The sequence below is a fragment of the Bradyrhizobium sp. Ken01 genome, from assembly GCF_055807355.1.
In genome coordinates this window covers 191,735-213,100 of sequence record NZ_JBVVPC010000002.1, presented here as the reverse complement: position 1 = coordinate 213,100, position 21,366 = coordinate 191,735, and the positions used below count along the sequence as shown (strand labels likewise).

Sequence of the window (21,366 nt, the reverse complement as noted above, 5' to 3'; positions counted from 1 at the left end):
GTGCGTGGAATTCCTTGTAACCAGACTCCGGCGTCGTCAGACTCGCCCCGCCGAGGGCACGATTCCGGCATAGCGGAAAAGGGCTGCAATACCGCTTTGGTTGACCCGCCGAAAGCGACGAAAGGAAGGCGTATGTCCAAGAAATCCCAAAAGGAATCGTCCAAAACGCCCTCCGGCAGGCCGACGGCTAAAAAGAAGCCCGTGAAAGCGCGGGCTGCGACTCAAACCAAGCCCGCGAAAACACAGCGGACACCGGCGAGCAAATCAACTGGGACCATAGCAAAGACAGCATCGCATAAGGCCGCATCGAAACGGTTAAATTCTTCCAAATCGGCATCCACGCCCGAAACGGCGGCGAAGGCCGGCCTGGCCGAGGGTCAGAAGGCTCCCGCCTTCCGCCTGCCCCGCGACGGTGGCGGTGTCGTCGCGCTGTCGGATTATACCGGCCAGAAGCTGGTCCTGTTCTTCTACCCCCGCGCCGACACGCCGGGCTGCACCAGGGAGGCCATCGATTTCACCCGGCTGACCGGCGCCTTCGCCACGGCTGGCACCGCCGTGCTTGGTATCTCCGCCGATCCACTCAAGGCTCAGGACAAATTCCGCGACAAGCACGGTCTCGGCGTGCCCCTCATCTCGGACGAGACACACGAGATGCTGCAGGCCTACGGCGCCTGGGGCGAAAAGTCCATGTATGGCAAGAGCTTCCTGGGAGTTCTTCGTACCACGATGCTGCTTGGCGCCGACGGCAGGATCGCCCGGATCTGGCGCAATGTCCGGGTCGACGGCCACGCCGACGAGGTGCTGGAAGCCGCAAGGAGCCTTTAACCAATCATTTAAATTCAAGCGGTTCCGTTTCCGGAAAATTAACCATGACTGGCCCAGATTGCCGCGGCAATTAGGCCGTACGGACTCATCCGACCGGCGCGGGAGTGCCGATGTTGAAAAGTTCTGCCCAATTCTCGCAGTACCCCCAACATCACCCCCACGACCACGGTCGAGCCTTTCACCGCCGTGCTGCCGCGGTGGCAACCGCGCTCCCCCTTCCGGACACCGACGACGCCTACACCATCGTGCATCACGGCAAGCAGGTTCGCTTGGGGCCTGTGGTGTTCTGGATCGTGGTCGGCACGGTCGTGCTGCTGGGGCTCTGGTCGGCCGCAACCGCCACCTATTTCGCCTTCCGCGACGACGTCCTCACCCGGCTGATCGCCCGGCAGGCCGAGATGCAATACGCCTATGAGGACCGCATCGCCGAGCTGCGCGCCAAGGTCGACCGCACCACCAGTCGGCAGCTGCTCGACCAGGAGCAGTTCGACCAGAAGCTCGACCAGATCATGAAGCGCCAGACGGCGCTGGAGTCCCGTGCCACGGCGCTCGGGTCCATGCCAGACGTGACCGGATCGATTTCCCGGTCCACCCCGCAGCGTGGCGATGCCAGCCAGACGACGCAGGGCACGCCAAAGCCCTCGCCGATCAGCGACACCGTCATCTTCGTGGCGCCGCCGGATCGCGAAGCGCGGCTCGAATCGCGCGCGCCGAGCCTTGCAGCTCCGCCCGTCAATCAATTCGCCAAGAACCAGGGATTCGACAACGTCGTCGTTCGGCTCACGACCTCGCTCGACCAGGTCGAGCGCCGCCAGATGGCAGCACTCAACGCCGTCGAGGAAGGCATGGATTCGCGCATGCGCCGGATGCGCGGCGTCGTCAGCGATCTCGGCCTGAACCTCGCAAGTCTCGAAGCCGCCGTGCCGCGCACGGCGATGGGCGGGCCTTTCGTACCCGTAAAACTCACCGCCAGTTCGGGGCCGTTCGAGAAGCAGCTCTATCGCATCAACAGCACCCGCGCCGAGATGGACCGGCTCAATCGCACGCTCGCACTCGTGCCCTATCGCAAGCCCGTCATCGGCGAGGTCGAGTTCACCTCCGGCTTCGGCGTGCGCAGCGATCCGTTCCTGGGCCGGCCCGCGATGCACACCGGGCTCGACTTCCGCGCCGCGAGCGGCGATCCCGTTCGCGTCACCGCCAACGGCAAGGTCGTCTCGGCCGGCTGGTCCGGCGGCTACGGCCGCATGATCGAGGTCGATCACGGCAATGGCCTTGCGACGCGCTACGGCCATCTCTCCGAGATCAATGTCCGGGTCGGCGAGATCGTCAAGATCGGCCAGGTCGTTGGTCTCGTCGGCTCGACCGGACGTTCGACCGGCCCGCATCTGCATTACGAGACCCGCATCGACGGCGAAGCGGTCGATCCGCAGAAGTTCCTGCGCGCCGGTGTGCGTCTCAGCGCAGGCTAGAGCTGGCCTCTTCCTTCATGCGATATGCGTGAGAATTTCAGCCGCGAGGCTGACACGCTTTCAGGAAGAGATTGAGTCCCGCCTCGATCTCCTGCTCGATCATTCCTTCCGTGAGCTCGTTGAGACCCAGCACGATCAGCAGCGGCAGCTCGCCGCGGATCAGGCTCAGGAATTGTCTGGCGGCTGCGATCGGCTCGTCAAATTCCAGCAGCTTCGCCGCCCTCGCCTCTTCGAGGAAATGAGAGAGCCGCCGGATCGTCGCTTCGGGTCCGCTTTCATAGAACAGCCGCGCGAGCACGGGAAAGCGTCCGCTTTCATTGGCGATGATGCGGACGAAGGCGACGTCTTTCCGGTCGATGAAGGTCCGGACGTATTGCCTGGCGAACTCCCTCAGCGCCTCGGAGAGTCCGGCCGACAGTTTGGGCATCGGCAGGTCGTGTTGCAGGCTGTCGCATTCCGCCACGATCAACGAGGCGAACAAGGCTTCCTTGCTAGGGAAATACGCATAGAGCGTTGCTTTCGACACGCCGGCGGCCTTCGCGATTGCGTCCATGCTGGTTGCGGAAAAGCCGTGGTCGAGAAACAGCTGCCATGCCGCGCGAATGACAGTTTCCATCTTGCGGCCCGCCGGCGGGCTCGGCTGCTCAGCAGCGGGATGGGCGATCGTTTCGATCAATGATGGCACTCCGTCGGGTCACGAATCGGTGTCGCTGCCGTCAGCGCGCAGAATGACGCCGCATCAACGAGTTGAAAGAACAAACAACCTGATCCTGGGGACTCCGCGTACATCAAAATGTTTGATGCTGCAATAAAACTAAACAGTTCAGTACTGTTGACAATCCCGGCAGGGCCGGTCAAGTACTAAACGGTTCAGTTTAATAAGGCGGCGGATGTCGGCGAGAACATTGCTCCAAACAGGTACTTTACTACTGCTCATTCAGGCTGCCCTTTCCCTTGGCGGCTGCGCGGTAGGCCCCGATTTCGAGTCCCCGGCCGCCCCAGCGGTGAGCGGTTACACGGCGGGCCGACTGCCCGCGACGCAAAGCGCGGACGGCCCCGGCGGCATGGCGCAACGGTTCTCGTACGGCGCCGATGTGCCCGCGGTGTGGTGGCAGGTGTTCCGCTCGCGTCAGATCGAAGCCTTCGTCCGGGAAGCGATCGACAACCATCCCGACCTCTCAGCGGCGCAGGCTGCGCTGCGCCAGGCCCGCGAAGTTGCCGCGGCAGATACCAGCGCGCTGCTGCCGTCCATCACCGGGGACAGCAGCGTGACACGCAACGAAGTACCGCTGGCACAATCCGGACAAGCCGGGCCATCGTCTCTGTACACCCTCTACAAGACTTCGGTCCCGGTTTCCTTCACGCCGGACATCTTCGGCGGCAAGGCGCGGGGCATCGAGGCGGATCTTGCCAATGCGGACTATCAGCGCTTCCAGCTCGAGGCGACCTACCTGACATTGACCGCAAACGTCGTGACGACCGCGATCAGCGATGCGTCCTACGCGGCGCAAATTCGGGTGACCCAGGAGCAGATCGACGGTCAGCGTCAGCTGGTCGCGTTGCTCGACCAGCAGTTTGCCCTCGGCGCCGTCGCCAACAGCGATGTCCTGACTCAGAAGGCCCAACTGGCGCAGACGATTGCGACGCTGCCGCCGCTGCAGAAATCCCGCGCGCAAAATCGCAACCAGCTGATGGCTTATCTCGGCCGGCTGCCGAGCCAGGACAGGGGCGAGGCGGTGCCGCTGGCAAATCTGCGCTTGCCGCGCGATCTGCCGGTCAGCGTACCGTCATTGCTGGTGCGGCAGCGCCCGGACGTTCGTGCCGCCGAAAGTCAGGTTCATCAGGCCAGCGCGAATGTTGGTGTCGCCACAGCCAACATGCTCCCAAACGTGACGCTGTCGGCCTCGGGTGGCAGCTCCGCGGTGGCGCTGTCGGGACTCTATGGTCCGCAATCGGCAGCCTGGAGCGTGGCGGCGAGTGTGACGGGCCCCATCTTCGATGCCGGTGCCCTGTTCCACACCAAGGAGTCCAAGGTCGCAGCCTTGGAGCAGAGCGGCGCAAAGTATCGCTCGACGGTGATCACCGCGTTCCAGAATGTCGCCGACGCGCTCCGCGCGATCCAATCGGATGCCGATCTGCTGAAGGCCCAGTTCGAGGCGGAAAAGGCCTCCGCCGAAAGCCTGAAGATGTCCCAAGCCCAATTCAAGGCCGGCTCCACCACCTTCATCTCCGTCATCAACGCCGAACAGACGCTGCTGACGGCACGGATCAACCGCGTGAAGGCGCAGGCCTCGCGCTATGCCGACACCGTGGCGCTGTACCAATCGCTGGGCGGCGGCTGGTGGAATCGTGTCGATGAAACTCCGGCGGCCGAGGCAAAGCCCGCAGGCATCGCCGCAATATTCGTTCCCGCAGGCGCCCTGCCGGCACAGCCGACCCCACCAGCCAACTGATCCGAGAGTCCGAAGCCATGTTGAAGCGCATGATGATCATGCTGTGTGTCGTCGGTGCGGTGTTCGCCGCGTTGGCTTGGTTCGTCAATTTCCGCGCCGGCATGATCAGGCAAGCCATGGCTGCCCTCGCCGATCCGCCGCAGACGGTGTCGACCACCACTGCGGTGCTCAGCGACTGGCAGTCGGCCCTGACCGCCATCGGCACGTTCCGCGCGGTGAACGGTGCCGATCTCTCGCTCCAGCAGTCCGGCATCGTGGACAGCGTGCACTTCGAGTCGGGCACGGATGTCGCCGCGGGTGACGTGTTGCTCGACTTGCGCAAAGAGGATGACATCGCCAAGCTGCAATCCCTGCAGGCCACCGCTGACGGCTCCGCCATCACGTTGCGGCGCGATCAGGGTCAGTTGAAGATCAGTGCGGTCAGTCAGGCCACGGTCGACAGTGATCTCGTGAACGAGCGCAACGCTTTGGCACTGGTGGCGCAGCAGCAGGCGCTGCTCGATCAAAAGACCCTGAAGGCACCGTTTGCAGGGCGGCTCGGCGTGCGTCAGGTCGACGTCGGCCAATATCTCACCGCGGGCACCGCCATCGTCACGTTGCAGGCGCTCGACCGGCTCTTTGTCGACTTCACGCTGCCGCAGCAGGCGGTCGATCAGGTCAAGGTTGGCCAGCAGGTCGTTGCGCGCATGGACGCCTTTCCCGGGCGCACCTTCAAGGGCGTCGTGCAGGCGTTCAATTCCAAGGTCGATCAAGCCAGCCGCAACGTTCAGGTCCGTGCGATCTTCGACAATGCGGATCGCAAGCTCCTGCCCGGCATGTTCGCGCGGATCGACCTCAACATCGGCCACGCCGCGAGCTACGTCACGCTGCCGCAGACCGCCATCGTCTACAACACCTACGGAGATTCCGTGTACCTCGCAGTCAAGAGTGAGGACGCGGGCAAGCAGGGGCTGGTCGCCCGCCAGACCTTCGTCAAAACCGGCGCCGCCCGCGGCGATCAAGTGGCGGTGATCTCGGGTCTCGACCAGGGCGCGACCGTCGTCACCGCCGGCCAGATCAAGCTGCGCAATGGCACCCTGCTGAAGGTCGACAACTCCATTGCCGTGGCGAACGATCCTAGTCCGGCACCCGCCGATCAGTGAGGAGCGAGAACGTGTCCTTTACCGACCTCTTCATTCGTCGGCCGGTGCTTGCGATCGTCCTCAGCCTGATGATCCTGGTGCTGGGTCTCAAGTCGATGACTTCGCTGCCGATCCTGCAATATCCGCGGACCCAGAATGCGATCGTCACCGTGACGACGACGTATTACGGCGCGGATCCTGCGATCGTCGCCGGCTTCATCACCACGCCGCTGGAGAACGCCATCGCGCAGGCCAACGGCATCGACTACATGACGTCGAACAGCCAGTCGAGCACCTCGACAATCACGGTCAATCTGCGGCTGAACTTCGACTCCGGCAAGGCGCTGACCGAGATCAACACCAAGGTGAACTCGGTGCTCAATCAGCTTCCGAGCGGCGCGCAACAGCCGGTGCTGACGGTCAAGGTCGGTCAGACCATCGACGCCATGTATCTCGGCTTCAGCAGCGACCTGCTGGCGCCGAACCAGATCACCGACTACCTGATCCGGGTGGTGCAGCCGAAACTGCAGGCGGTGTCGGGTGTGCAGACCGCGGAATTGCTCGGCAACAAGACCTTCGCGCTGCGGGCCTGGCTCGATCCGATCAAGCTTGCGGCCTACGGGCTGACCGCATCGGACGTCTCGACCGCGCTGTCCGGCAACGATTACATCGCCGGGCTCGGCACCACCAAGGGCCAAATGGTGCAGGTCAACCTGACGGCCGCGACCAACCTGAAGTCGCTGCAGGAGTTTCGCGACCTGGTCGTGAAGCAGGCCGGCGCCTCCAACGTCAAGCTGTCGGACGTAGCCAACGTCACCCTGGGCTCCGAAGATTACGACTCGTCGGTCGGCTTCAACGGCAAGCGGGCGGTCTATATCGGCATCCAGGTGGCGCCGAACGCCAACTTGCTCGACGTCATCAAGGGCATCCGCGCGGTCTATCCCGATATCAGGGCGCAGCAGCCGGAGGGGCTGAAGTCCGAGATCATCTATGACTCCACCGAATTCGTGAACAGCTCGATCGACGAGGTGATTCATACCCTGGTCGAAGCACTTCTGATCGTCACCGTGGTCGTCTTCCTGTTCCTCGGCTCGTGGCGCTCGGTGCTGATTCCGGTGATCGCAATTCCGCTCTCGCTGGTCGGCACCTTCACCCTGCTGCTGGCGCTCGGTTTCTCGATCAACCTGCTGACGCTGCTCGCGCTGGTGCTCGCGATCGGGCTTGTGGTCGACGACGCCATCATCGTGGTCGAGAACGTCAATCGGCATCTGGCGGAGGGCGCGAAGCCGTTGCAGGCCGCGATCGCCGCCGCGCGCGAGCTTGCCGGTCCGATCGTGGCCATGACCGTGGTGCTGATCGCGGTCTACGTGCCGATCGGATTCCAGGGCGGCCTGACCGGAGCGCTCTTCACCGAGTTCGCTTTTACCCTTGCCGGCGCAGTCGCGGTGTCGGCCGTCGTCGCGCTGACGCTGACGCCGATGTGCTGCGCCTACATCCTCAAGCCGCCGACGAGCGGCAAGCCGACGCTCGACGATCGCATCGTCGCCTTCATCGATGCCCGGATGGAGACGTTGCAGCATCGATACCGGCGCCTGCTCGCCGGCAGCCTGACGACGATCCCGGTCACGGTCGTGTTCGCGGCCCTGGTCCTGAGCAGCATCTACTGGCTCTACATCAACGCCAAGAACGAGCTGGCGCCGGAGGAGGATCAGGGCGCGATCCTGATGCAGTCGACGCTGGCGCCGACCGCAACGCTGCAGCAGAAGCTGCTGTATTCGGCCGAGGTCTACCGCCGCATTTCCGCCTATGCTGAAACCGCCGGCGTGTTTCAGCTCGATCTCGTCGGCAGCTCGATTGCAGGCTGGGTGCTGAAGCCCTGGGACAAGCGCGACAAGACCGCGGCGGAACTGCAGCCGGTGCTGCAACAGGAGATGGCCGGGGTCGCCGGAGCCAAGATCGTGGCGTTCCAACTGCCGCCGCTGCCAGGCGCGAGCGGCCTCCCGATCCAGTTCGTGATCCAGACCACCGACCCCTTCGAGCGGCTTGACGGCATCGCCAAAGCGTTCACCGCCGAGGCCCTGAAGACCGGCAAGTTCATCTTCCTCGACAACGACTTGAAGGTGGACCAGCCGCAAACCACAGTGCTGATCGATCGGGAAAAGACCGCACAGCTCGGACTGAAGCTCAGCGATGTCGGCGGTGCCCTCGGCAACATGCTGGGCGGCGGGTATGTCAACTATTTCGGCCTGGACGGTCGCTCCTACAAGGTGATCCCGCAGGTTGAGCAACGCCAGCGACTGAACGCCGATCAGGTGCTGAACTACTACATCAAGACCTCCGACGGCACGTCCGTTCCGCTCTCGACGGTGGCGTCGCTGAAAACGACCACGGTTCCGCAATCCCTGAACCATTTCCAGCAGGTCAATGCCGCCACTATCTCCGGCGTGGCCATGCCGGGCGTGATTACCGGCGAAGCGCTCGCAACGCTGAAGGAGATCGCCGACCGAACCCTGCCCAAAGGCTACAGCATCGACTACGGCGGACAGTCGCGCCAGTTCATCCAGGAATCATCCGGCTTCGCCGCCACCTTCGGATTTGCCCTGATCATCATCTTTCTGGCGCTGTCGGCGCAGTTCGAAAGCTTCCGCGATCCCCTCATCATCCTGGTCTCGGTGCCGATGTCGATCGCGGGCGCCCTGATCTTCATCATGCTGGGCATCAAGGGCGCGAGCCTGAACATCTACACCGAGGTCGGCCTCGTGACGCTGATGGGACTGATCAGCAAGCACGGCATTCTCATCGTCGAGTTCGCCAACGAGCTGCAGCATGCCGGCCGCTCCAAGCGCGATGCGGTCATCGAAGCCACCTCCATCCGGCTGCGCCCGATCCTGATGACGACGGCGGCGATGGTGATCGGCGTCATGCCGCTGATCACCGCAACCGGCGCCGGCGCAGCGTCGCGCTTCAACATGGGGCTGGTGATCGCCTCCGGACTGTCGATTGGAACGCTGTTCACCCTGTTCGTGGTGCCGGCGTTCTACATTCTGCTTGCCGCCGATCATTCCGCGGCGACGAGCGACGCGGCGAAACGCGATGCGGCCGGCCTCGGAACGAACGGCGAGGCGCACGTACTCCAGGAGGGAAGCACGTGACGGCCCTGACTACTGGCCCCGCTCGTGGCCGACCTCACCGGTGATGACGTCGCCGAACAGCTCCCAGGCCTGCCCGTTGAAGCGCATCAGCTGCATCTGCTCGATCGGGAAATAATCGTCGGCCGAGGTGTTGACCATGATGCCGGGCAGCATCAGGTCGGTGTGGAAATCTTTCAGGTTCGTGGCCTGCTTCATCACGTTGTCACGCGTGAGATTGTCGCCGCACTGCTTCAGCACCTGCGCCATCGCCTCTGCCTGGACGTAGCCATAAAGGTTGTTGGCGTTGGTCTTGTCCCCTTCGGGATAGTACTTGTCCATGAAGGTGCGCCACGCGATCACGGCCGGATCCTTGTCCCAGGTCGGGTCGGTCGGATCTTTCAAATATGCGGTCGAGATGATGTCCTTGGAATAGTCGAGCCCGGCGGGCTTGAGCACAGAGGCGATCGACGTAGCCGTATTGGCCAGGAAGAATTTCGGCTTCCAGCCGAGCTCGCCGACCTTCCGGATCGCCTGCGCCGATCCCTTTGGCGCGGCCCAGGAGAAGAAGATGTCGGCGCCGGAATCGTGCAAGGCGACGATCTGCGAGTCGATCGAGGGATCGCTGACCTCATAGGATTTGTCGGCGATGATCATATTGGCCTTGTCGCCGAGCCCGTCCTTCAGGCCCTTGAACTGGTCCTTGCCGGCGTCGTCGTTCTGCCAGAACACCGCGATCTTGCTGTTCGGAAACTTGTCACGGATATATTTCGCGTAGATCCGCCCCTCGCTCTGGTAGTTCGGCTGGAATCCCATGGTCCATGGGAAATTCTTTGGGTCGCCGAACTTGGTGCCGCCGGAGGCAACGAAGAGCTGCGGCACCTTCTTCGAATTCATGTATTTCATGATCGCGGAGTTCGAAGGCGTGCCGAGCGGCTGGAAGATCAGCAACACCTCGTCGCTCTCAACCAGCTTGCGCGCTTGCTCGATCGCCTTCGGCGGCGAATAGGCGTCGTCATAGCTGATGAAATTGATCTTGCGCCCGTTGATGCCGCCCTGGTCGTTGATCATCTTGAAGAACGCGGCCTCGGTCTTGCCGATCACGCCATAGGACGACGCCGGCCCGCTATAGGGCATGATATTGCCGAGCTTGATTTCGGTGTCGGTCGCTCCGGGGGCATATTTCTTCTGCGCCAGGGCCGGTGTCGAGACGAGCACGCCGGCAGCAAGAATGGCGAGGGCAGCAAGGTTATTGCGACGACCCGGCATCGTTCTCTCCCCTGTGTTTTGTAGTCTTGTTTTGCCGAGAGTGTCGCAAGGCCGCCTGCGGCTGGCAAGCGCCGCGATTTTCCGTGAGGTGAAACGGCGGATCTGGAACTATGTGCCGCGCCGCAGCAGGTTCAGAACGCGCCCATCGATCACCAGCAACGCGCTGCCGATCACGATCGCGCCCGCGATCTCACGCATGGCGATCGGCTCGCCCAGCACCAGCGATCCCAGAAGAACGGCGGTGACGGGAATGAGCAGCGTCACCAGCATCACATTGGTCGCGCCCGACCGCCGCAGGATCTGGAAGAAGACGATGTAGGCGAGCGCCGTCGACAGGCCGGCAAGGCCAAGCACCGCGAGCCAAATCGTCACGCCCGGCATCGGGAGACGCCACGGCTGCTCCACCACGCCGGCGACGATCGCCATCATCACCGTGGAAGCCATCAGTTGATATGCTGCCGTCCCCAGCGGCGGGGAGTCCTTCAACAACCGTCGCGCTGCCAATGCCGCAAAACCATAGCTGAAGGCGCCGCCGAGGCAGAGCAGGATGCCCAGCCCCTGCCCCTCCCGTGTTTCAACGCCCCATCCGCGCAGGATGATCACGCCGGCGAGGCCCAGTGCCACGCCGACAACGCGCCGCAGCCGCAAGGCCTCTTCGCCTGCCGCCGCCATCACGATCACCGTGAACAGCGGCGTGGTGGCATTCAGGATCGACGCCAGCCCGCTTGGAATGAAAGTCTGGCCCATCACGATCAGCGAGAATGGGACGACGTTGTTGAGGAGCCCAATCGCGACGAACGGCTTCCAGCCGGCGATGCCTTTGGGAAAACCGATGCCGTGCATGCGGAGCAGCGGCAGCAGAATGGCCGCGCCAAGGGCAACGCGCAAAAGCACCAGCGTGAGCGGCGGCAATTCCCGCAGCGCCGTGCCGTTGAAAAAGAACGAGCCGCCCCAGAGCGCCGAGAGCACAGCGAGCAGCGACCAGTCTCGCGCGTCGATACGGTTATCGTTCGGGGACATGGCGTCTCATGACGGTGGCCGAGACAGCCGCCTAAGACAACACGGCGAACAGCGCCACCCGATTTCCGACGACGCACCCGTTTACAAGACCGATGCTCGAAAGAGGCGAACGAGGCTGCCCCATGTCGATGTGATCCGCTAGGACAGCCTCTTCGGCCGCGACACCAGCTCGATCATCCTGCCTTCGTCGTCGTCAGGCATCACGGCCTTGGCCTGCGCGTAGGCCTCGACCGCGGCGCGCGCGACCAGCGGCTTGTCGGCCAGCAGGCTCTCGGCGAGTTTCACGGCGTAAGCGGCATCCTTGTGCCGCAGCGCCGCCGTGAATGTCGCGCCGGAAAAATCGCGGGCGACCATGCGCTTGGAGTGTCGTTGCACCTGCGGACTTGCGGCGACGCCCGCCTGAATCGAGTCCAGCACCAGATTCATGTCCAGGCCGGCCTGCTCGGCGATGGCAAGTCCCTCGGCGAGGCCGGCGATCTGAATCGCGCCCATCAGATTGTTGATCAGCTTGTAGACGGTGCCGGCGCCGACCGCGCCGAAATGGCGGATGGTCGAGCCGATCGGTGTCAGATAGGGCCGCGCGCGTTCGAGATCGGCGGCATCGGCACCAACGAGCAGCGTCAGCTTTCCGCTTGCTGCAGCGTCCGGCAATCCCGTCACCGGGCAATCGATATAGATCAGGCCGCGCCCGTTCATTTCGCGGCCCATCTCGCGCGCATGGTCATAGGAGACGGTGGAGCATTCGATCGCGATGGTGCCGGCCTTCGCGGTCTTGGCCGCGCCCTTGGGCCCGAGCCAGACCGCGCGCGAGGCCTCGTCATCGGCGACCATGGTCACGACGGCGTCGGCGTCGATCGCCGCGTCTTCAGGCGAGGTCGCCCACTGCGCCCCGCGCGCGATCAGGTCTTCAGCTTTTGTTTTGCTGCGATTCCACAGCGTCACCGTGAAGCCTGCATCGAGATAGCGACCGGCCATGCCATGGCCCATCCGTCCAAGTCCGACGAAGGCGATGCGGGGCATCAGTCGACGTCCTCGATGTCGGCGCCGGGGGTGCCGAAGGCGCGCTGCGCCAGGGTCGCGGCCATGAAGTCGTCGAGATCGCCGCCGAGCACGCCTGATGTGTCGGAGGTCTGCACACCCGTGCGCAGGTCCTTCACCATCTGGTAGGGCTGGAGCACGTAGGAGCGGATCTGGTGGCCCCAGCCGATGTCGGTCTTGGCGGCTTGGTCGGCGGCGGCTTTCTCTTCACGCCGCTTCAGCTCGATCTGGTAAAGCCGTGCGCGCAACATGTCCCAGGCCTGCGCCTTGTTCTTGTGCTGCGAGCGGCCGGCCTGGCAAACCACGGCGACGCCGGTCGGAATGTGCGTCAGGCGCACCGCGGACTCGGTCTTGTTGACGTGCTGGCCGCCGGCACCACCGGAGCGCATGGTGTCGACGCGGACGTCGGATTCCTTGATGTCGATCTTGATGGTATCGTCGATCACCGGAAACACGGCAACCGACGAGAACGAGGTGTGCCGCCGCGCGTTGGAATCGAATGGCGAGATCCGCACCAGGCGGTGCACGCCCGCCTCGGTCTTGAGCCAACCATAGGCATTGTGACCGGAGACCTGGATGGTCGCGGACTTGATGCCGGCCTCTTCGCCCTCGGACTCTTCCAGCACCTCGACCTTGAAGCCGTGGGTTTCGGCCCAGCGCGAGTACATGCGGAGCAGCATCTGCGCCCAGTCCTGGCTCTCGGTGCCACCGGCGCCGGCATGGACTTCGAGATAGGAATCGAAACCGTCGGCCTCGCCCGAGAGCAGCGCCTCGAGCTCGCGCCGGGCGACTTCCTTCTTGAGGGTCTTCAGCGCGGCTTCGGCTTCCTTGACGACGCCCTCATCGCCCTCGGCTTCGCCGAGCTCGATCATGCCGATGTCGTCTTCGAGCTCCTGCTCGACCTTGCCGATGCCGGAGAGCGCATCCTCGAGCGAGGTGCGCTCCTGCATCAATTTCTGGGCTTTCTGGGGATCGTTCCAGAGGTTGGGATCTTCTGCGAGCTTGTTCAGCTCAGCGAGGCGCGCCGTCGATTTCTCGACGTCAAAGATGCCTCCTCAGCAGCCCGACAGACTGCTTGATCTCTTCTACCAACCGTTCGATTTCGGCGCGCATGGGATTCTCTGGTCTCGCGGAATTGTTCCGCGTTGAATTGCAACGGGATGTAGCGGCGGCGGCTGCAAAGCGCAACCGCCGCGGCGACGAACGTCTGTCTTGTCCTATGCCTTAGTACAGCCCGCCGGTGCCCGGCCGCATGAAGAAACCGGAATCCGGCTGCTGCTGCTGCGACGCCGGCATCCGGCCGTCGGCATCGGCAACGCCGATGACCGAATAATTATCCGGCGGCGCCGTGCCCGGCTTGAAGGCTTCGAGGATGGTTCCGCCGGTCTCGCCCGGACCGGCGCGCATGCCGGTCTTGGCGACGACCCGCACCAGCTTGATGCCGGCCGGCACCTTGAACGGGACCGCGGGCTTGTCGGCGAGCGCGAGCTGGAGGAAGTCGCGCGCGATGGGAGCTGCGAGATGGCCACCGGTCGCGGCGTTACCCTTGCCGAGCGGACGCGGCTTGTCGTAGCCCATATAGATGGCGACGGCGACATCGGGCGAGAAGCCGACGAACCAGGCGTCCTTGGCCTCGTTGGTGGTGCCGGTCTTGCCGGCGATCGGCTTGCCGACCTGCTTGACCACGGTCGCGGTGCCGGCCTGGACCACGCCTTCCATCAACTCGGTGATCTGATAGGCGGTCATGGAATCCAGCACCTGCTCGCGGCGGTCGATCAGCTGCGGCTCGTTCTGGTTTTTCCAACCGCCCGGCGCGTCGCAGCCGCGGCATTCGCGCTGGTCGTGCTTGAAGATGGTGTGGCCGTAGCGATCCTGGATCCGGTCGATCAGAGTCGGCTTCACCCGGCGGCCGCCATTGGCGAGCATCGAATAGGCCGTGACCATGCGCATCGCCGTGGTCTCGCCAGCGCCGAGCGCGTAGGAGAGATAGTTCGGCAGTTCGTCATAGACGCCGAAGCGGCGGGCATACTCGCCGATCAGGGGCATGCCGATGTCCTGGGCGAGGCGCACCGTCACCGTGTTGAGCGACTGCCGCAGCGCATTGCGCAGCGTCACCGGCCCTTGGAACTTGCCCGAGGAGAAGTTTTCAGGCCGCCACACGCCCGCGCCCTGGCCCTGGTCGATTTCGATCGGCGCGTCGAGCACGACAGTCGAGGGCGTATAGCCGTTGTCGAGCGCGGCCGAATAGACGATCGGCTTGAACGACGAACCGGGCTGCCGATAGGCCTGAGTGGCGCGGTTGAACTGGCTCTGGTCGAACGAGAAGCCGCCGACCATTGCCAGCACGCGACCGGTCCAGGGGTCCATGACCACCATCGCGCCGGACACTTCGGGGATCTGGCGCAGCCGGTACTGACCTTCGACAGGCTGGGCGTCCTTGTACAGCGGATCGGCGTAGATCACGTCGCCGGGCTGGAGCACCTGCGACACTGCGCTTGCCGCCCTGCCCTTCGTGGCGCCGGAGGCCGACTTTGCCCATTTGATGCCGTCGAGCGTGATAAGGCCGGTCTCGCGCTGCTTGCTCACCGCGCCGCCGAGCTCGCGGCTCGGTTGGAAGCCGATGCGCGCCGACTGGTCGCTGGTCTCCAGCACCACGGCCATGCGCCACGGCGAGATATCGGACAGAGACTTGATCTCGGCGAGCTTCACGCCCCAGTCGCCCGAAATGTCGAGCTTGCTGATGGCGCCCCGATAACCCTGCTGCTCGTCATAGTTCACGAGACCGGCGACCATGGTCTTGCGCGCCATGACCTGGATCTTCGGATCGAGCGTGGTGCGGACCGAGAGGCCGCCCTCGTACAGCTTCTTCTCGCCATAGCGCTCGAAGATGTCGCGGCGCACTTCCTCGGCGAAATATTCGCCGGCGAATGTGTGGGCGCCGTTGGAACGGCTGGTAACGACCAGCGGCTCCTTGCGCGCCTTGTCGGCGTCGGCCTGCTTGACCCAGCCGTTCTCAACCAGACGATCGATCACGTAATTGCGGCGCTCGATGGCGCGGTCGCGGTTGCGAACGGGATGCAGCGTCGCGGGCATCTTCGGCAGCGCCGCGAGATAGGACGCTTCCGCCACCGTCAGCTCGTTCACCGACTTGTCGAAATAAACCAGCGACGCAGCCGCGATGCCGTAGGCGCCGAGGCCCAGATAGATTTCATTCAGATACAGCTCGAGGATCTTGTCCTTCGAGTAGGTCTTCTCGATCCGCATCGCCAGCAAGGCTTCCTTGATCTTGCGCGCGAAGGAGACCTCGTTGGTCAGAAGGAAGTTCTTGGCGACCTGCTGGGTGATCGTGGAAGCGCCCTGCGGACGGCGGTTGGAGCCGTAATTCTGGATGTAGACCACGCCGGCGCGCGCCATGCCGGTATAGTCGATGCCGCCATGCTCGTAGAAATTCTTGTCCTCGGCCGCGAGGAAGGCGTTGATCACAAGTTTCGGCACCGCCTGGATCGGCAGGTACAGCCGCCGCTCCTTGGCGTACTCGCCGAGCAGCGAGCCGTCGGTCGCGTGCACGCGGGTCATCACCGGCGGCTCGTAATCCTGAAGCTGAGAGTAGTCCGGCAAGTCCTTGGAGAAATGCCAGATCAGGCCTGCGACGGCACCGACCCCCACAAGGAACAACACCGTTCCCGCGGCGAACAGGAAGCCCATGAACCGCACCAGCAAGCGCATTATCTGTTTATCCGTTCAAACTCTGGATCAGCCCAAAGATCAGCCTCTGGCACCGAAACAGGCGCCAAACCATCGTGAATTCACCGGCCTTACTCAATACTATCAGTACCGGACTCAAGACGCTTGCCGAGCGGGATTCTCGCCGATTCCGGAACCCCCTGCGGCGTTTTTATAAAGCGCCCGCTGTGGCCAAACTAGGGCTTTTGCGGCGGGACGGAAAATCACTCTCAATTCGAGGACCCGGCCGTAGCCATCCGTTTCGCCAAAAACCCGTCGATCGCCTGCGCCATCGAGCCCACGGCACGTGACCGCCATCCCTCGGAGACCAGATGCTCGAGGTCGCCCTTGTTGGAGACATAACCGATCTCGACCAGGACCGACGGCACGTCGGGCGCCTTCAGCACCCGGAAGCCGGCCGACTTCAGGGGATGCTTGTGCATGCGCACCGTCGACTTCATTTCGCCCATCAACAGGCGGGCAAAACGACTTGAAAAGGTGCGGGTTTCCCGCTGGGTGAGATCGATCAGGATGTCGGCGACATCGGTCGGCTCTTCCGCGAGGTTGAAGCCGGCGATGGCGTCCGCCCGGTTTTCAGCATCCGCGAGCCGCTGCGCCTCGGCGTCGGAAGCCTTGTCGGACAACGTGTAGATGGTCGCGCCCTGCGCATCGCCCTCGGCGCGCGGCAGCGCGTCGGCATGGATCGAGACGAACAGCGCCGCCTTGAGGCTGCGGGCGACTTTGACCCGGTCGTTGAGCGGGATGAAGGTGTCGTCGTCCCGTGTCATCACCACGCGATATTTGCCGGTCTTTTCCAGCCGTTCGCGCAGCGCCAGGCCGAAGGCCAGCACCAGATTCTTCTCGCTCTCACCGCTCGACTGCGTGCCGTTGTCGATGCCGCCATGGCCGGGATCGATGACGACCACCGCGCGGCCATCGGCCTTCTGCCCGGCTTCAGGGTGTGCAGATGCGGGAACCGTCGCGGGCAGCGGATCGGCAATTGCCGGCCGCAGCTCAGGACGGTTGTCCGGAGCCAGCGACGGCACGAAGGCGGTGCGCTCGACCTCCTCCATTTCGAGCACCAGCCGCGCCGGCTGACCATTGGCAGCCTCCACCACGTAGGAATTGGCGATCTTGGCCGGGCCGGTCAGGTCGAACACGATTCGGGAGCCGCCGGGCATCACCAGCCCATAGCGGAAGGCCTTGACCAGTCCGCGTCCGCCGGACCCGGTGCCGGCGGGAAGTTGAAAGTTGACCTGGGGAACGTCGACCACCACCCGGTATGGGTCGGCCAGCGTGACGGCGCGGAAGCTAACGGTCTGGTCGATGTCGAGGACAAAGCGCGTTTGCTTGCCGTCACCGGCCAGCCGGGCGGCCGAGGCCGTCGGGAAATTCGCTGATGCAACAGGGGTTTGGCTTTCCGCGGCCTTCAGGCGCGAGGAATCAGCACACGGCAATGCCGCCGCACAGAGCAGCACGCATCCCAGCAAGATCCTTTGATTTGCGCGGCTCGCCACCGATTCCGTGCCTCCGAGCAGCCTCTTTAACGCAATAGAACCACAGGGTTAAACGATCCTTAATGACAGACACGCGAAACTCGCTGACTGTGACCGCCGTGCGACGCTCCTTGCACGGATGGCCCAATCCACGTATGTACGGAATGCTGACGGCCGATATTTCCGGTTGTGTCGCATTCAGCCTCCCGGTGCAGCGCCGGAACTCTCAAGGTTTGGGAATTCCAGCGTTTTTCCGTTCCCCTCTAAGTCCAGCGCGGTGCGCGGCAGCAAGGTGGAGCGGGACAAGCCCCGGCGGCGGACGGTCCCCGGTTACCACCACGTTTCCGGGACGGTTCTGACAGCGGCGCAACCCGTTACCCGGTCCCTTAATCCCAAGGGAGCGGTTCGTAATACCCAAGGCGAGCGCGCTCGCGCCATGCCTGGCCAACAGCAACTGATTGAGGGGCGGCCCCGCCGCCCAATGTTTCATACGGGCCGACGCTTGATGCGCCAGACTGTGCCGACCAATTCTGAAGGACCATTCGCGACGCTGCGGAGTGAAAATTCCGCGCGCCACTTTGGTCCTCCGGCTTCCGGTTCGGCAAGGCGCGAGAGACGGCGTTTCGGCCTTCCCCTCACCCCCGAATCAGGTGGACCGTCGCGTCACCCGGCAGCGCTGATGGCGCCCACGGTGAATCGCGCCCGCCGCCGCCAAGAGTTAAGACATGCCCAACAAGATGTTGATCGATGCCACCCACCCGGAAGAGACCCGGGTCGTCGTGGTCCGCGGCAATCGCGTCGAAGAGTTTGATTTCGAGACCGCGCAACGCAAGCAACTGCGCGGGAATATCTACCTCGCCAAGGTCACAAGGGTCGAACCCTCGCTCCAGGCCGCTTTCGTCGAATATGGCGGCAACCGCCACGGCTTCCTCGCCTTCAGCGAAATCCATCCCGACTACTACCAGATCCCGGTTGCCGACCGGCAGGCGCTGATCGAAGCCGAGGAGCAGGCCCATCGCGAGGCCGAGGAAGAGAGCGAGAACCGCTCCCAAGGCCGCCGCCGCTCCCGCCATCGCAATTCCCGCCGCCGTAGTCATGGCGAGCGCGTCCGCAGCGAGGTCGTCGAAGGCGATCCCGCGGCCCGGCAGGTCCAGGGCGAGGCGCTGCCCGAGGGCGCTTCGCACGAGGGCGAGCACCTGCACGCCGGCGTAGAGCATCACGGCGAGCACGAAGGCCACGATCATCACGGCCACGAAACACATGACCACGAAGGACATGATCACCACGACCATGATCATGCCCATGGTGACGATCCTCACGCCCATGATCAGCACGACCACGATCATCATGGCGAGCACGACCATCACGACCATGATCATGCCGACGAGGCACCGGCGCCTGTCGCAGCGATCGGCGCCGAGCCCGTGGTTGCCGCAGAAGCCGTTGCCGAGCCGCAGGACGTTACCTCCGACGCACACGCCGACGATCTTGCCGAGGCCGTGACATCGGCTGCTGAGCCTGCCGACGCCGTGTACGCCGCAGGCGAGAATGCGCAGGCTCCACATCACGAATCCGAAGCGACCGCCGAGGACGACGACGAAGACGAGGACGACGAGGAAGCCGAAGAGGACGTCGTCGAATCCGTCGGCGGCGACGATGTGCTGGAGGAAGTGCCGGAGCGCACCTTCCGCCCCCGCCGCCAGTACAAGATCCAGGAAGTCATCAAGCGTCGCCAGGTGATGCTGGTGCAGGTCGTCAAGGAAGAGCGCGGCAACAAGGGCGCGGCGCTGACGACCTACCTCTCGCTCGCCGGCCGCTATGCCGTCTTGATGCCGAACACCGCGCGCGGCGGCGGCATCAGCCGCAAGATCACGAGCGCGCAGGACCGTTCGCGCCTGAAGGAAGTGGTGCAGGATCTCGACGTGCCCGAGGGCATGGGGATCATTCTGCGCACCGCGGGCGCCGCCCGTACCAAGCCCGAGATCAAGCGCGATTTCGAGTACCTGATCCGGATGTGGGAGACGGTGCGCGACATGACGCTGAAGTCGCAGGCCCCGACCCTCGTCTACGAGGAAGGCTCCCTGATCAAGCGCTCGCTGCGCGACCTCTACAACAAGGAGATCGACGAGATCCAGGTGGCGGGTGATGCCGGCTACCGCGAAGCGCGCGACTTCATGAAAATGCTGATGCCCGCCAATGTGAGCGCGGTGAGGCAGTATCGTGACGGCCAGCCGCTGTTCTCGCGCATGGGCGTCGAAAGCCAGCTGGATGCGATGTTCTCGCCGACCGTGCAGTTGCGCTCCGGCGGCTACATCGTGATCAACCAGACCGAAGCGCTGGTCTCGATCGACGTCAACTCCGGTCGTTCGACGCGCGAGCATCATATCGAGGACACCGCGCTCAAGACCAATCTCGAGGCCTCCGAGGAGGTTGCGCGTCAGCTTCGGTTGCGCGACCTCGCCGGCCTGATCGTCATCGACTTCATCGACATGGACGAGAAGCGCAACAACCGCGCGGTGGAACGCAAGCTGTCCGATTGCCTCCGGCAGGACCGCGCGCGGATCCAGGTCGGACGCATCTCGCATTTCGGCCTGCTCGAGATGTCACGCCAGCGCATCCGCGCCAGCGTGCTGGAGTCCTCGACCGATCCGTGCACGCATTGCGGCGGCACCGGCCATGTACGCTCGGTGTCCTCGGTTGCGCTTCAGTTGCTGCGCGGTCTCGAAGAGATACTGATGAAGGGCGCGACCCACAACCTCGTGGTCCGCACCCGCACCGACGTCGCGCTCTATGTGCTGAACCACAAGCGCGGCCATCTGCGCGATCTGGAGAACGGCTTCAAGGTCACATTGTCGGTCATCGCCGACCCAAGCGTCAACGGGCCTCAGGCCTACGTCATCGACCGCGGCGAGCAGGTGCATACGCTGGAAGCTGCCAAGGCTCTGCTGGCGGCGCAGGCGGCCGCAAGCCCGCCGCCCCTGGTCGAAGAGGCCTATGACGACGAGGAGTTCGATCCGGAGACCGAATCCGAGGTCGAGACCGAGGAGACCGAAGGTCTCGCCGAGGAGCAGACCGCAGGCGATGCCGCTACCGAGCAGGACGGCCAGCGCCGCAAGCGTCGCCGTCGCCGCCGCGGTCGCGGTGGCCCGCGCGACGAGGAGACGCGCGAGGATGGCGCTCCCGCTATTGCCGAGACGGCCATGGCGGCCGGCGAAGGCGAAGAGGATGCCGAGGCCGAGCCGGAAGGCGAGGAAGGCGAGGAACAGGCAGGCCGTGGCGAACAGCAGGGCAGCGCCGATCGCCGTCGCCGGCGTGGTCGCCGTGGCGGTCGCCGCCGTCGTGGTCCCGGCGAGGAAGGTCTGGCCGGCTCCATCAGCGACGAGCTCACTGCCAATGCGCCGTCGGAAGCGACCAACGCAGTCGCCGATTTCGACAGTTTTGGCGGCGAGGCAGCGCCCTCGATCGCGCAGGCCGAGCACACGTCGGAACCTCAGGTCACCCAGCCTGAGCCGCGGGCCGAAGCACGGATTGAGGCAGCGGTCAGGCCTGAGCCGGCTCCTGCTGCCGCGGACGAAGAGCACGCCGACGACAAGGCCGCACGACGCCGTTCGACGGTTCGGGAAAAGGTGAGCTTCCCGTCGAGCAGCCAGAGTGAACCGGTACCAGTCGCGCAGGCGGCCGAGCCGGTTGCCCCGCCCGCACCGGCTCCGGAGCCCGCGCCCGCAGCGGCAAGCGAAACGTCGGCCGCACCGCGTCGCGCCGGCTGGTGGTCGCGCCGCTTCGGCGGCGGCGAATAGACGAGCCCCAATCAAAAACGCCCGGCT

General features: G+C 64.2%; 14 protein-coding genes. 6 read left to right on the top strand and 8 right to left on the bottom strand.

Going from position 1 to position 21,366, the window contains the following annotated elements; all coding sequences use genetic code 11:
• Positions 1-132: 132 nt before the first annotated feature.
• Together AC0L3S_RS03035 and AC0L3S_RS03030 are read left to right on the top strand one after the other, a co-directional pair.
• On the top strand, positions 133-825 hold the full coding sequence (locus AC0L3S_RS03035) for a peroxiredoxin (RefSeq protein WP_473278132.1): 693 nt from the start codon (positions 133-135) through the stop codon (positions 823-825).
• Positions 826-935: 110 nt separating this feature from the next.
• Positions 936-2,294: a M23 family metallopeptidase gene (locus AC0L3S_RS03030; protein ID WP_473278046.1), complete on the top strand. Its 1,359-nt coding sequence runs from the start codon at positions 936-938 to the stop codon at positions 2,292-2,294.
• Positions 2,295-2,331: 37 nt separating this feature from the next.
• Here AC0L3S_RS03030 and AC0L3S_RS03025 read toward each other — a convergent pair whose 3' ends face one another.
• On the bottom strand, positions 2,332-2,970 hold the full coding sequence (locus tag AC0L3S_RS03025; RefSeq protein WP_473278045.1) for a TetR/AcrR family transcriptional regulator: 639 nt from the start codon (positions 2,968-2,970) through the stop codon (positions 2,332-2,334).
• A gap of 214 nt (positions 2,971-3,184) precedes the next feature.
• On the opposite strand from AC0L3S_RS03025, the gene AC0L3S_RS03020 reads away from it, so the two are divergent.
• The 3 genes from AC0L3S_RS03020 to AC0L3S_RS03010 are packed head-to-tail and all read left to right on the top strand — an operon-like array spanning position 3,185 to position 9,020.
• Positions 3,185-4,747, top strand: a complete 1,563-nt coding sequence (locus AC0L3S_RS03020) for an efflux transporter outer membrane subunit (RefSeq protein ID WP_473278044.1) — start codon at positions 3,185-3,187, stop codon at positions 4,745-4,747.
• Positions 4,748-4,764: 17 nt separating this feature from the next.
• Complete coding sequence (locus tag AC0L3S_RS03015) at positions 4,765-5,889, top strand: efflux RND transporter periplasmic adaptor subunit (protein WP_473256964.1); 1,125 nt, start codon at positions 4,765-4,767, stop codon at positions 5,887-5,889.
• An 11-nt stretch (positions 5,890-5,900) separates the two neighbouring features.
• Positions 5,901-9,020, top strand: a complete 3,120-nt coding sequence (locus AC0L3S_RS03010; RefSeq protein WP_473278043.1) for an efflux RND transporter permease subunit — start codon at positions 5,901-5,903, stop codon at positions 9,018-9,020.
• Positions 9,021-9,029: 9 nt separating this feature from the next.
• On the opposite strand, the gene AC0L3S_RS03005 is transcribed toward AC0L3S_RS03010, so the two are convergent.
• The 7 genes from AC0L3S_RS03005 to AC0L3S_RS02975 form a co-directional block, all read right to left on the bottom strand.
• Positions 9,030-10,265: an ABC transporter substrate-binding protein gene (locus AC0L3S_RS03005; protein ID WP_473278042.1), complete on the bottom strand. Its 1,236-nt coding sequence runs from the start codon at positions 10,263-10,265 to the stop codon at positions 9,030-9,032.
• A gap of 108 nt (positions 10,266-10,373) precedes the next feature.
• A complete protein-coding gene (locus AC0L3S_RS03000) occupies positions 10,374-11,285 on the bottom strand; it encodes a DMT family transporter (protein ID WP_473278041.1) in 912 nt (303 codons plus the stop codon).
• Between the two features lie 138 nt (positions 11,286-11,423).
• Positions 11,424-12,305, bottom strand: coding sequence for an NAD(P)-dependent oxidoreductase (locus AC0L3S_RS02995; RefSeq protein ID WP_473278040.1), 882 nt, complete (start codon positions 12,303-12,305; stop codon positions 11,424-11,426).
• A protein-coding gene (prfB, locus tag AC0L3S_RS02990; RefSeq protein ID WP_473256969.1) for a peptide chain release factor 2 occupies positions 12,305-13,436 on the bottom strand; the annotation gives its coding sequence in 2 pieces (ribosomal slippage) (positions 12,305-13,366 and positions 13,368-13,436; 1,131 coding nt in all). The genes AC0L3S_RS02995 and prfB overlap by 1 nt, the downstream gene beginning before the upstream one ends.
• 111 nt (positions 13,437-13,547) lie before the next feature.
• Positions 13,548-16,049 carry a penicillin-binding protein 1A gene (locus tag AC0L3S_RS02985; RefSeq protein WP_473256970.1) on the bottom strand — a complete coding sequence of 834 codons (2,502 nt, stop codon included), beginning with the start codon at positions 16,047-16,049 and terminating at the stop codon, positions 13,548-13,550.
• Between the two features lie 227 nt (positions 16,050-16,276).
• A complete protein-coding gene (locus AC0L3S_RS02980) occupies positions 16,277-17,563 on the bottom strand; it encodes an N-acetylmuramoyl-L-alanine amidase (protein ID WP_473278039.1) in 1,287 nt (428 codons plus the stop codon).
• Between the two features lie 614 nt (positions 17,564-18,177).
• Entirely contained in the window at positions 18,178-19,107 is a 930-nt protein-coding gene (locus tag AC0L3S_RS02975) for a hypothetical protein (RefSeq protein ID WP_473278038.1), read from the bottom strand.
• On the opposite strand from AC0L3S_RS02975, the gene AC0L3S_RS02970 reads away from it, so the two are divergent.
• The gene (locus AC0L3S_RS02970) at positions 19,072-21,339 is read left to right on the top strand and encodes an Rne/Rng family ribonuclease (RefSeq protein WP_473278037.1); all 2,268 of its coding nucleotides are present in this window, start codon (positions 19,072-19,074) and stop codon (positions 21,337-21,339) included. The genes AC0L3S_RS02975 and AC0L3S_RS02970 overlap by 36 nt on opposite strands.
• Positions 21,340-21,366: the final 27 nt, after the last annotated feature.